The sequence below is a fragment of the Escherichia sp. E10V5 genome, assembly GCF_004212315.1.
Lineage (GTDB): Bacteria > Pseudomonadota > Gammaproteobacteria > Enterobacterales > Enterobacteriaceae > Escherichia.
In genome coordinates this window covers 80,051-91,298 of sequence record NZ_RHJM01000047.1, presented here as the reverse complement: position 1 = coordinate 91,298, position 11,248 = coordinate 80,051, and the positions used below count along the sequence as shown (strand labels likewise).

Sequence of the window (11,248 nt, the reverse complement as noted above, 5' to 3'; positions counted from 1 at the left end):
AGTTTTTGTTGACCACTACACCGTTACCCCGATAGCTGTAAGTAATCGTTCTACAGATGTTCTTATTAGATTTGCAGCGGCACCTGGATGGATTGTGCTTAGTGCAAACGAGGTGTTTATAGGCAAGGCTATGTCTTCAGGGCACATGTTCGGGATAAGAAAGAGCTTTAACCCAGGAGTAAAACTTAATGGTTCATACCAGCGATGGTAATAAAGTCCTGTATGCTCGGCCCAATCTTCTTCTAGACCACTTCTGCCTGTGCATGCCACTACCTCCTTACATTGAGGTCTTACGCACTGTGACATGCAACTGAATACCGAGCTTGTATACTCTAAGTCAAACCATTCCTCAGCCTGCATTTTGATAGTTTCAGCAGTGTCCTTACAGATGAAAGATTCGTCTAATATTCTCAGGGTTTTTTGCCCGCAATTAGGACATGGCCATTCAACCATCTTTTTGTCCCAAAATTTTTTTGGGATTTTGTGCGTTGTCATATTTGGCTTATGCTCCATATACGAAGAACTACTCTCGATAATAACAGAGAAACTCAGTTTTAATAAAAACAGAAATAATAAATATATTAGAATAATAAATTTGCCATCTCATAGGCGTCAGCCAGCAACTCCATCTCTGACTTGTTCTGCAAGGTGAATTCTTTCTTGCCGCCAATCACGCCATCGGCATGAACAGGGACCAGCCAGGGGTATTTTTCTCTTACTTCAGCCGGTGCTGCATGCTGGTGGTGCCATCTACAAAGTGGCAATTGCTTTTTGTGACAACCCGGCGCGGTACGACCGGAGATGTGGTGCAGAGACACCTCTTCAGATATTACTCCATGCATATAGCAGGCAATGCAGGGGAGAGCGCCAAGAGCATTGGCTATGCGCCGTTCCTCCGCCGTCGGTGTTCGTCCCTTCAAGCCACGAGATTTTATTTTTACCGCGATTTTCCGCGTTTTGCTGGCTGGTGGGCGTTCTTTCTGTTTAGCGATACGGCGGTCGATGGCATCCCGCATTTTCTGATATTGCGATTCGCGCCAGGCGGGGTCAGCCAACTTTTCCCGTTGCCGAGCGATCGCTCGTTCTCTGGCTGCCTTCTGCCACTCGCGGCGCTGTTCAAGTTTTTGTTCGATTGTTTTCATATGGCAAAAAAAAGGCGGCCTAATGGCCGCCAATGATGTCAAGGAGTGAAGTAATGGCAATTTATTAGTAGTTGACCAAAACTGCGGCTAAATTATATCAACAAATTAGAGCAATAAAAGATATTTTCCTTCATGCTTGTAACGTTTTTACTTCAATACCTATGTGCTATACTCCTTTTTGATTGATTGGATGCGGAATACAATCCCGCTCTTTTGTGCAGCCTGGCATCTTGCCAGGCTTTTTTATTTCATCATGGAAGCTGTTAACGCTTTGGATCTTGCTGAACTTATTGAAAGGGCATTGTTTACCTTACCCAGGAGTTCGCCAAATTCCGCCATCACTCTAGTAAGCCCGCGCCGCGCTTCCTCCTCCGTTGCATTCATCACAAAATGTTCAGCACTCCGCATGCTTTTAACCGGGAACGCAACAGATATCGAGTCGATATCAGGCATCCTATCGCTCAACTTTACGGTGACAATGACAGAGGGTGACTGAATTTGAGAGCTTACAGACAGCACCACATATTTCCCGTCTATTTTGAAATCCTTCCGTATGTGTCACCATAAATACCGAATGATTAGAGCAATCTAGAGAAAATTGACGGCTAATCGCCATCTTCCAGCAGGCGCACCATTGCCCCCGTTTCACTATCCAGGTTACGGATATAGTTCATGACAATATTTACGTTTGTCCAGCCACCAGCCTGCATGATCTCAGGTATTGAAACTCCGGCGCGGGCCATATCTCGTGCGGCTCCAACACGGGCACTGTGTCCAGACCAGGCCAGGTATCTCTGACCAGAGTCATCTTTTGCCCCGTAAATCAATCGGTGAGTTGCTTCAAAAATCCCTTCCAGGGCGCGAGTTGATAGCTGGCTGGTGGATGATGGCGCGGCAACACCATTTTTTCTGACCCGGCAAAACAGGTAGTTATTCGGATCATCAGCGACACCAGAGACAGAAATCCATCGCTCGACCAGTTTAGTTACCCCCAGGCTAAGTGCCTTCTCTACACCTGCGGTGCTAACCAGCGTTTTCGTTCTGCCAATATGGATTAACATTCTCCCACCGTCAGTACGCGAGATATCTTTAACCCTGATCCTGGCAATTTCGGCTATACGTAACAGGGTGTTATAAGCAATCCCCAGAAATGCCAGATTACGTATATCCTGGCAGCGATCGCTATTTTCCATGAGTGAACGAACCTGGTCGAAATCAGTGCGTTCGAACGCCAGCGCCTGTTTTGCACGTTCACCGGCATCAACGTTTTCTTTTCGGATCCGCCGCATGACCAGTGAAACAGCATTGCTGTCACTTGGTCGTGGCAGCCCGGACCGACGATGAAGCATGTTTAGCTGGCCCAAATGTTGCTGAATAGTTTTCACTGCCAGACCACGCGCCTGAAGATATAGAAGGTAATCGCGAACATCTTCAGGTTCTGCGGGATACCATTTCCGGTTATTCAACTTGCACCATGCCGCCCACGACCGGCAAACGGACAGAAGCATTTTCCAGGTATGCTCTGAAAACGCCTGGCGATCCCTGAACATGTCCATCAGGTTCTTGCGAACCTCATCACTCGTTGCATCGACCGGTAATGCTGGTAAATTTTGGTGTACGGTCAGTAAATTGGACATTTAACACTCAGATAATGGTTTTAAGTAAAGTGTACAGGATCGGCTCTGCCTTTACCTGTTTATGGTTCTCGTCATAGAAACGCCAGCGGCCGCGAGTACGTTCTATTTTCTCTTCACCGCGAGATAATGACAATTGGTAACTATCACGCTCAAACCCTTTGGCCCGCCAGTAACCACGGTTTTTCTCAAGTTCAAGATGAGTGGACACTTTAGCAGCTGAATATCCCATTTTTCACCTCTGATTGATTGGTGGTGCTAAGTGCGCTACGCGAAATCTGGAGGACTAACACCGCCAACTTTTCACAGATTTTACGTAGCGCAACCTTGATCAAATGATCAAGTGATCACTATTTAACCTTATAAGGTATTGAGCTGTATGGATTTACAGGTAAATTGATCATGTTCAATAACCCTTATAATAACTTCGTATAATGTATGCTATACGAAGTTATTAGGTTCGATGAGGAGTTTACGTCCAGCCGCGCACAAAAATCAAGAATTATTAGAGCAATAAATTTTGAGATGAAAATCCCACTCCACCAGCCAAAAGCTGGATTGTTTTTCATAGTCGTTTGACAATTGCTCTAATAAATTATAGCTTTGCCGCCGTTTCGTAATACGACTTTGGACTCACGACTTAATGTGTCTTCAGCGTTGTAGAGCGGCTCAGAAGGAAATGAGCAAACAGGGAAACCTTATACAACGGCATTACCGCTATGCATTGCTCATCTTACACACAGCGCAATGTTGATAGATAACCCCAGCATGGAACATGGGTGAAACAGTAGGTCAGAGCTTCAGGCTCTGTGTTGTCAATACAGTGAGGCATAATTATGGCTTTCATTCCACCAACCATCGACGATGTTAGACATTGCTCTAACGCTTTATCTGTAGACCCCGCCGAAACCGACGCTGCTCGCGCCATTGCTGAACACTACTCAAAGATATCCAATCAGGAGTACCGCATCACCCTAGACGACCTGGATGATCTCACTGACACAATCGAATATCTCATGGCAACTAACCAGTTAGACTCACAATAAATGCACTAATAAATCTATTATTTTTGTCTGTTCCCTCTATAATATAGGTCAGTAATGACCGGTTTTCTCAGCCGGGCGTTATTGACCATGTCAATTCTGGAGGAGGATCAATGATAAATTATGTCTACGGCGAACAACTGTACCAGGAGTTCGTCAGCTTCAGGGATCTCTTTCTAAAAAAAGCTGTTGCACGCGCCCAACACGTTGATGCCGCCAGCGACGGTCGTCCTGTACGCCCGGTTGTCGTTCTGCCGTTCAAAGAAACGGACAGCATTCAGGCTGAAATTGATAAATGGACTTTAATGGCGCGGGAACTGGAACAGTACCCAGACCTCAATATCCCAAAGACCATTTTATATCCAGTGCCTAACATCCTTCGCGGTGTGCGCAAGGTTACGACTTATCAGACAGAAGCCGTGAACAGCGTCAATATGACCGCTGGCCGCATTATTCATCTGATTGATAAGGACATTCGCATCCAAAAAAGCGCGGGGTTCAATGAGCACAGTGCGAAATACATAGAGAACCTGGAAGCAACAAAAGAGCTAATGAAGCAGTACCCGGAGGATGAAAAATTCCGTATGCGCGTACACGGCTTTAGCGAAACAATGCTGCGCGTCCACTACATTTCCAGTAGCCCTAACTACAATGATGGTAAATCAGTTAGTTACCATGTACCGCTGTGTGGCGTGTTTATCTGCGATGAAACTCTCCGTGATGGAATTATCATCAACGGTGAATTCGAGAAAGCAAAATTTAGCCTTTATGACTCCATAGAACCAATCATCTGCGATCGCTGGCCGCAGGCAAAAATATATCGCCTGGCAGATATTGAAAATGTAAAAAAACAAATTGCCATCACTCGCGAAGAGAAAAAGGTTAAGTCAGCCGCATCAGTTACGCGCAGCCGTAAAACAAAGAAGGGGCAGTCAGTTAACGACAACCCCGAAAGCGCGCAATAGTTTCCATCTGGCATGGTTAAAGAGTTATTCATTAAGCCATGCCAGAGCTTCATCAACCTGCGCTTCGTCTTCGACGCTTAGCACCTCATCCTGGGGAACATAATCCGCCAGCATAGCGAAACAATATGTATCCCAATGGTCTGGTGAGTGCAGGTTGAGCTTTTTCTTCATGTCTTCCTTAGTCATCACCCGCCATTGACCTGCGGAGTTAATACCTACAGGTATTTTCGACGCTTCCTCAATGGTTGCATTACCCTTATCCAGTCTCATACGACCTGATTTTACGGCCTCTGCGGCTTGAACGTTGGCATAAGCACGCTTATCAAAGTACAGGCTCTTATCTTCACGGCTATGCATCTTTTTACCCCAGCGTATGCGCTGTACGGTAATACCATAATACTCGTACATCAGATCCGCCGTTGCTTTACCCAGGCCATCGCCGTCTATCGCTATGGTGATATTGGGGAATCGCTCAGGATTACATTCTGCGAAAATTTTGGCGGCAAGCTGCGTTTCTGTAACGTCTGTGTATTCCAGCATTCGATAGTTGATTACACGGCGTTTATTTCGCTGGCCGGACACCATCATGATATTGATAACGGACTTATCCCGTCCCGTACCACCAGCAACGTCCACACATGCAAGCCAGCCCCATCCTTTGGCAATCTTGACTTTCCGCCGCGTCGCACGTTCAACCTCATCACGTCCAAGAAGGAAGCCATCCTGTGATTTAGGGAATAGGCCGCGTACCTTAATCATGTACATAGGGTTATCACGCCCGCCGTACTCCGCCAGCTTCATTTTGATAAATGCTGGCGTTACCAGCGGTGATTCCTCACTGTTAAGCGTGATCGCCGTATAAACGCCATCTGGGTTACCAGGACGCTTGGCCAGTTTATGGTGAGTATCGTAGAAATAGCCGCTTGGGCGTGTAGGCTGTGACAGCAATAAGATGCGGTTATCCTGCCCGGTAAGAGCACCGGTGATGATACCGAAAGCTCTATCACTGACACCGGAGGCTTCATCGATAATATACAGAAGATGATCTGCGTGTTCACCGGCGAGAGCTTCTTCACTTCCCAGACGAAAGCCCTTCGGTACTACAGTCCATACACCTTTACCAGTAACCTCATAGAAAGCGGTTTCTGTCAGCACAAAATAATCAGCAAGCCATGGAAAACGGCTGGTGGCCGTAGCCCAGTTTATCTTGATGTACTTGAATATACCGGTCATTACCTGCTGAATTTTGTTCGCAACGATAATGGCGCGGGCACCGGGATACATGATAATGAACAACATGATCATGATAGAAGTCATGTCTGATTTCCCGGTACCGTGACCAGACGAAACAGATGTCTTGCTACCCTGTTCTTGCACAGACTCAATAATCAGATCCTGCTGCCAGGTAGGTGTTTTGCCGAACAAAACATCAGCGGCCGCAATCCAGTCATAACGATATAGCGCCACCAGCTCGCGCCAACGTGGGTCCGTTACGCAACTTCTGGCCATTAATCATCGTCCCCGTATAGCTTGCGGATAACTTCTTCGTCTTCCTCCTCGTCTTCGTCCAGGTCTTGTTCCAGCCATGGGTCGTTTGATACACCTTCAGTATCAACATCTCCATAACCGCCTGTATCAACGATATCGGCGATTTCTTCCCTACGCTGCTCAATCCACAATGCGGCATCGGCGCGGCGGTTGGCGGCCCGTTCTCGCGCAACTTTGTCCAGATCTTCAAGAGAAGGGCCACCGACGGCTGTTTGCCTTTCCTCATCATCGGTATTGGTCTTAGGAGCACGCAGATCGGCTTTGATTTGCTCCAGCATCAGGGGCGGCACTTTCCCGCCATGCGCCTCGATGAATTCAGCTGCTTCCAGAACTGACCAGTTATTTTCACGCTTTCGTTCGTATGCCAGCTTAACAATGCCAGCTTGCCCCATAGACAAAGCGTGCTTTTCCGCCTCCCGGCTTTCTTTTCGATAGTTATTCCGGATGCTGTAAATGGTGTTGATCAGACTGCTTATCTGCGCGGAACAGCTGTTTAGCATGCTCGCGATACGGTATTCCGGCGGAGTCCCTTCATCATCGTCTTTTTGCTGATCGCGCATTTCCTGCACCAGGCGAATACACGTATCCCTGGCGTTCTCCAGCATAAGGAGATGAGAGAGAGACTTTTCCAGAAGAGTGGTTTCCAGAACATCAGCCCCGGACCGACGCAACATAGCGCGCGCGGCCTTCCGCGCTTCAACGTTATCTATCAGGTAATCGCCAGCTTCGAATTCAAAGCGTTCACCATCATCATCCAGGGTGTCGCGTTCCAGGCGATCGCGTAAGGTCCGGTGGGCGCGGGTGATCACGTCATGATCATCAGAACGATCATTTATGCGCTTATTCTGGCGCTTCGCGTTCTCTACTGCGGCACTGACAACAGCATTAACTCTTTGTTTTTCCGCTCTTTCATCCTCAATGTGATCACCTACACGTTGATCATTAGCGTGATCAATGATCATGCTTTTCAGTGGCTTCCTGACGGGCTTATTTGGCTTACGGCTGTCCGCTGTTCCGGTGTCTTCTTTGAATGCACGGAGATAACGTCGTGCTGTGTTTGGGTTGAGATTAAACTCGGCGGCATACTGTGCGATGGTGTAACCACCATCTCGCGCCAGGCGAGCAAAATTCTTCTTGTGATCGTCCCAGGTCACTTATGCTTCCTTTCGTATAAAACTCTTTTTGACGCGAGGGTAACGAAAGTCACATGTCAAAAGGCCCGGAACGGGCAAACAATCAATCAGATACGTGCTGAAGTGGCATTGCCGTAATGGCGGTGCTGACGGGCCACCTTATTGAAAAGTTGACGCGCCATTACCCAAGGCTGGTGTTCACGACGTTCCTTTTCGTCCTGCGTCATATAGAGTTCGTTTTGGAGTTTTTCATCAAACCGGCGCGGCGCGCGGCTGCGGCGAAAAAATTCAGGGTTCAGAGAGTGGATCTGAAATCTACGTGGGCGTGTACTGTCATCAATCAAAACAGACGAATATTTAGACACCGCAATAGCCTTTAAGCGCAGATAAACATCGCGCTTATCGACATCCAGGTGCGGGTATTCCTTTTCAAGGATTGCTGCGAGTTCTTTCGCTGATAGAAAAGATTTAGTGCGGATCATGTAATCCGCAATCTCGTACGATGTTATTCGTGAGTGATTTATTTCCATGAATTGGCGTCCCTGCCAGTTAAGTAACATCCTGTCACCTACTGATTAGCCCATGTCAACTAATCAACGTGGAATATAATACCCTCGATTGAATAAATAGCAATACATTAGAGCAATTTTATCTAACGTTCGACGAGTGACTTGTGATAGCGCCTACTCCGAGCGCGTAATCAAAGAACAATCGTTGATGCATCGCCAGCCTACCATGCTTACTCTCCCAATCATCGCGGTCACGCTCAATATCACGCTGGCATGACTGACATAGCGGAATTGCGTAAATGTCATGCGCGCATAATCGACTATGACGAACGATATAAGGCGTAATGTGAGCGCCAGCTCCACACGCACAGCATGGGCGAGAAGCAACAAAGTCCAGGTATTCGGGCAATTTTAGCGATTGCAGTTTTGGTATTTTGAAATGCGCCATACCAGGGTCGGAGTCAACTTCCACAGGGCATACTTTTGCACGCATCGGCACGGCACGTTCTTCCATCATCTGAATATATGCTGTAGCGCGATCGTCATACGGGCGAATATCCGCCTCTTTCAGAGGTCCGCTATCCTGCGTTGCAGCCTTCATCTTATTTATTGATATACGGCAGACTTCTTCCGGCATCAGGTGGATCATGTTGCGCATGAAAGCCCACCAGCACAGCTCCTGAATACTTAAATCATGCCCATCTGAAAGCCCCATTTCCTGACGGGCGACATCCAGTATCCAGTTAACGCGATTATTATGCAGCGTTTCTTTCAGCTCATTAAAACCACGCATCCGGTAATGGTTATCGTGATGCCAGCACAACAACACCGCGCTATTGTCTCGTTCAGCGTGGACAATATGGTTGTCACACCAACTACGATCTGCGGCCTGGCATTGACCCTCTTTCCTACGCAACCACGCCACCAGCGCGTCAATTCCACCAATACGGCGAAACAGTTCATCGCTGTTAAAAAACGGCTGCAACGCCTCATTTGTTGCCATGGTTTGCTCGGTAACAACGAGGCCGTCTTCCATGTGCTCGATTAACTCACGCGGCACCGGCTCCATAATAAATTTACGGCCAGCCTCCACCAGCTTTCTGACCTCCTGATCCACTTTGAACGTGGCGAGGCCAAGCTCTTTCTGTACAAAGGGAGTAATTACGGCTTTCACATCACACCTTTAATCACTGATTGGGCTTTATCTGCTGCCCGGCATTCTCTGTTTAAGCACAACCATTTCCTGACGGCATAACACAGCAATAGCGGTCCTGGCACCAATTTGCTTACCAACCAGGTATTGCTTTACCTTGCGGCGACTCACGCCATCAAGAAGCATCTTTAACGCTTCACGGGACAATTTGTTGTATTTGCGTGCCATTAATTTACTCCGCAGCACCAGCACTGTCGCACACCTCGTCCATGTGCTTTTGGATCCAGTCTGTTAACTTCATTCCTTCTGTCTGCGCCTGACGCACATAGCGATTTTTGCGTTCTGGCGTTACCCTCATTTGTATTTGTGCTGTTGCTGGCGTTTTGTCTTTAAGGGCGTTTAGGCTTCGCGGATCGCGTGGTTTATTTTCCATATATCTCACCTCAAAAATCCCCATATGTAGGGCAAATATAGATTATGAGTTATACCGGATAAGGGGGCTTTAACAGCGCAGAAGAAATCTTTTCTAATCATCGGTTTTATAAGGGGTTCCTTTATTGCCCGGAGCCGCCGGGGCGGTTACGCAGCCTTTGCTGCCATGAGGAAATATAAAAGGGGATGGCTTGTTTGTCAATACAATCAAATTATATCACCGGACAATCGTCAAATTCCCCACTCCGGGCATCATTGATGATGTAAGTAATCACGCCAAACACAGCATTGCTGCCCACCATCGTCCTTCTTGCTAGTGCTTAACCTCTTTAGAGGTTTAATCCACAAACACGTGATAAGTATGGGTCTTATACACAAATAGAAAATCCATATACAAAAAAGGAACGCGCCGGCCTGACCCGGCGTGTATATAATAACCAGTAGATTAATTACCCCGTCTTTAAACTGATACCGCAGTAATTATTAATACTCACTTTTTGTCCAGTGATGTGTTCAGTGACTTATTCAAAAGCTTAAATGAATCACCGGACATTCCGAAAATTTCATTTTCTATGTTAATAACCTCCCCTTTTCGGTAAAAAACTGTTCTTATCGCTGGTGACAAAAAAATATCAATCCAGAATGTAACATCATTTCGGACACCAAGTTTTTTGTATATATGCCTCTTTTGTGACGATACAGTTTTATTACTACGAGACCGGAGGTGTGATATTTTTGTAGAACTATACCCTTTCATTATTAACTCAAGAACATCACACTCAGTTTTTGTCAGCGATGCAAATGCCCATAAGTGAACAGTAATATCATGTTCTTTTATTTCACTCTTTATATAGCAAATGTTTTTTTTCATTTCCATATGTCAATCCCCACATCAAAGATAAATTTTCATCTAGCTATAGATGGTATACGTTAAGTAATGCATGCCGCATATTCCTGTCATTTATCAGAATTTGAGACTGAAGATGATAAAGTTACCTAACCAGCATTCCTCCTCCTGATATTTGACGCTGTTGCCGGATTATACCCGGCCCCAACAATAAACCGGTATCTGAGTGATAACAGATACCGGCTTGTGAATCGCCTCAACAAACGTTATCGGGAACTAATGGTTATTTATCTTCTTCTGTTCCCTCTTTACTTGTTACCTCCTCCTGAGCTTTCACTTCCACTTTAGGCAACCGATTAAAAACCAGATGTTCTTTTTCAACCAGAGCCATAATTTCTTTTGTGATATCAGCTGAATCGTTATGTGCAAGCACAACACCTGAAGACAACACAGCAATATTTCCTGTGTTATCTTTTCTCCAGTTATTTATGGCATTATCTATTACACGGGATAACACCATTTTTGCATTGTGCTCCTCGATAACATATTGCCTCTCCAGTTTTTGTCTGGCATCAAGAAGCAGTGCATCTTTATTTTCGTTATCTGCGAATGCTTTTAGCGCATCCTTGTATCCCTTTTCAAGAATAATCTTAACTTCACTCAGATGCGTTCTGGCCAGTTCTCCGGCAGAAGACTGATTATAAACAGCATCAATATTAACAACTGCAATTTCTTTTGATTTATTCATATAAATAACACCAGTAAATCCAATCAGCAACAGCAACAATACTGCATTAGCAACAGAAAATTTCATTACAGAACTCATTATGACTACCCGGATG

At 46.2% G+C, this 11,248-nt stretch carries 15 protein-coding genes and 1 pseudogene; 3 read left to right on the top strand and 13 right to left on the bottom strand.

Features of this window, described 5'->3' with window-relative positions:
• The coding region (locus D9738_RS24960) for a hypothetical protein (RefSeq protein WP_205712963.1) at positions 1-211 on the top strand (211 nt) is incomplete at its 5' end.
• A gap of 370 nt (positions 212-581) precedes the next feature.
• Here the strand turns inward: D9738_RS24960 and D9738_RS23995 are convergent.
• The 4 genes from D9738_RS23995 to D9738_RS23980 all read right to left on the bottom strand — a co-directional run bounded on the left by D9738_RS23995 (position 582) and on the right by D9738_RS23980 (position 3,008).
• Positions 582-1,142, bottom strand: a complete 561-nt coding sequence (locus tag D9738_RS23995) for a Ref family protein (RefSeq protein ID WP_130261354.1) — start codon at positions 1,140-1,142, stop codon at positions 582-584.
• 243 nt (positions 1,143-1,385) lie between these two features.
• Positions 1,386-1,697, bottom strand: coding sequence for a hypothetical protein (locus tag D9738_RS23990; RefSeq protein ID WP_001224234.1), 312 nt, complete (start codon positions 1,695-1,697; stop codon positions 1,386-1,388).
• Between the two features lie 50 nt (positions 1,698-1,747).
• On the bottom strand, positions 1,748-2,779 hold the full coding sequence (locus D9738_RS23985) for a site-specific integrase (RefSeq protein WP_130261353.1): 1,032 nt from the start codon (positions 2,777-2,779) through the stop codon (positions 1,748-1,750).
• A 7-nt stretch (positions 2,780-2,786) separates the two neighbouring features.
• On the bottom strand, positions 2,787-3,008 hold the full coding sequence (locus D9738_RS23980; protein WP_000542338.1) for a hypothetical protein: 222 nt from the start codon (positions 3,006-3,008) through the stop codon (positions 2,787-2,789).
• Positions 3,009-3,612: 604 nt separating this feature from the next.
• Between D9738_RS23980 and D9738_RS23965 the strand changes: the two genes are divergently transcribed.
• Positions 3,613-3,822 (top strand): c1 repressor inactivator, encoded by a 210-nt coding sequence (locus tag D9738_RS23965; RefSeq protein ID WP_130261352.1) that lies wholly within the window; start codon positions 3,613-3,615, stop codon positions 3,820-3,822.
• A gap of 110 nt (positions 3,823-3,932) precedes the next feature.
• Positions 3,933-4,784 carry a phage repressor protein C1 gene (locus D9738_RS23960; protein WP_130261351.1) on the top strand — a complete coding sequence of 284 codons (852 nt, stop codon included), beginning with the start codon at positions 3,933-3,935 and terminating at the stop codon, positions 4,782-4,784.
• Between the two features lie 24 nt (positions 4,785-4,808).
• Here the strand turns inward: D9738_RS23960 and D9738_RS23955 are convergent, their stop codons facing one another.
• The 9 genes and pseudogenes from D9738_RS23955 to D9738_RS23915 form a co-directional block, all read right to left on the bottom strand.
• A complete protein-coding gene (locus tag D9738_RS23955; protein WP_113456455.1) occupies positions 4,809-6,293 on the bottom strand; it encodes a terminase in 1,485 nt (494 codons plus the stop codon).
• A complete protein-coding gene (locus tag D9738_RS23950) occupies positions 6,293-7,486 on the bottom strand; it encodes a terminase (protein ID WP_130261350.1) in 1,194 nt (397 codons plus the stop codon). The genes D9738_RS23955 and D9738_RS23950 overlap by 1 nt, the downstream gene beginning before the upstream one ends.
• Before the next feature lie 86 nt (positions 7,487-7,572).
• Entirely contained in the window at positions 7,573-8,025 is a 453-nt protein-coding gene (locus D9738_RS23945) for a Late promoter-activating protein (protein ID WP_104920458.1), read from the bottom strand.
• An 88-nt stretch (positions 8,026-8,113) separates the two neighbouring features.
• Entirely contained in the window at positions 8,114-9,148 is a 1,035-nt protein-coding gene (locus D9738_RS23940) for a DUF968 domain-containing protein (RefSeq protein WP_130261349.1), read from the bottom strand.
• A gap of 27 nt (positions 9,149-9,175) precedes the next feature.
• Positions 9,176-9,355 carry a hypothetical protein gene (locus D9738_RS23935; protein WP_001339207.1) on the bottom strand — a complete coding sequence of 60 codons (180 nt, stop codon included), beginning with the start codon at positions 9,353-9,355 and terminating at the stop codon, positions 9,176-9,178.
• Positions 9,356-9,359: 4 nt separating this feature from the next.
• Positions 9,360-9,560: a hypothetical protein gene (locus tag D9738_RS23930; RefSeq protein ID WP_130261348.1), complete on the bottom strand. Its 201-nt coding sequence runs from the start codon at positions 9,558-9,560 to the stop codon at positions 9,360-9,362.
• 211 nt (positions 9,561-9,771) lie between these two features.
• Positions 9,772-9,865 (bottom strand): annotated as a pseudogene (locus tag D9738_RS25340) (DNA repair protein); the annotation flags it as partial.
• A 184-nt stretch (positions 9,866-10,049) separates the two neighbouring features.
• Positions 10,050-10,436, bottom strand: a complete 387-nt coding sequence (locus D9738_RS23920) for a helix-turn-helix transcriptional regulator (RefSeq protein ID WP_240780616.1) — start codon at positions 10,434-10,436, stop codon at positions 10,050-10,052.
• Between the two features lie 253 nt (positions 10,437-10,689).
• Positions 10,690-11,232 (bottom strand): OmpH family outer membrane protein, encoded by a 543-nt coding sequence (locus D9738_RS23915; RefSeq protein ID WP_130261347.1) that lies wholly within the window; start codon positions 11,230-11,232, stop codon positions 10,690-10,692.
• Between the last annotated feature and the right edge of the window lie 16 nt (positions 11,233-11,248).

Bases quoted from the DNA above. Each gene is read 5' to 3' on its own strand.
- D9738_RS23995 (WP_130261354.1), bottom strand. From the start codon at position 1,142: ATGAAAACAATCGAACAAAAACTTGAACAGCGCCGCGAGTGGCAGAAG.
- D9738_RS23985 (WP_130261353.1), bottom strand. From the start codon at position 2,779: ATGTCCAATTTACTGACCGTACACCAAAATTTACCAGCATTACCGGTC.
- D9738_RS23980 (WP_000542338.1), bottom strand. From the start codon at position 3,008: ATGGGATATTCAGCTGCTAAAGTGTCCACTCATCTTGAACTTGAGAAA.
- D9738_RS23965 (WP_130261352.1), top strand. From the start codon at position 3,613: ATGGCTTTCATTCCACCAACCATCGACGATGTTAGACATTGCTCTAAC.
- D9738_RS23960 (WP_130261351.1), top strand. From the start codon at position 3,933: ATGATAAATTATGTCTACGGCGAACAACTGTACCAGGAGTTCGTCAGC.
- D9738_RS23955 (WP_113456455.1), bottom strand. From the start codon at position 6,293: ATGGCCAGAAGTTGCGTAACGGACCCACGTTGGCGCGAGCTGGTGGCG.
- D9738_RS23945 (WP_104920458.1), bottom strand. From the start codon at position 8,025: ATGTTACTTAACTGGCAGGGACGCCAATTCATGGAAATAAATCACTCA.
- D9738_RS23935 (WP_001339207.1), bottom strand. From the start codon at position 9,355: ATGGCACGCAAATACAACAAATTGTCCCGTGAAGCGTTAAAGATGCTT.
- D9738_RS23930 (WP_130261348.1), bottom strand. From the start codon at position 9,560: ATGGAAAATAAACCACGCGATCCGCGAAGCCTAAACGCCCTTAAAGAC.
- D9738_RS23920 (WP_240780616.1), bottom strand. From the start codon at position 10,436: ATGGAAATGAAAAAAAACATTTGCTATATAAAGAGTGAAATAAAAGAA.
- D9738_RS23915 (WP_130261347.1), bottom strand. From the start codon at position 11,232: ATGAGTTCTGTAATGAAATTTTCTGTTGCTAATGCAGTATTGTTGCTG.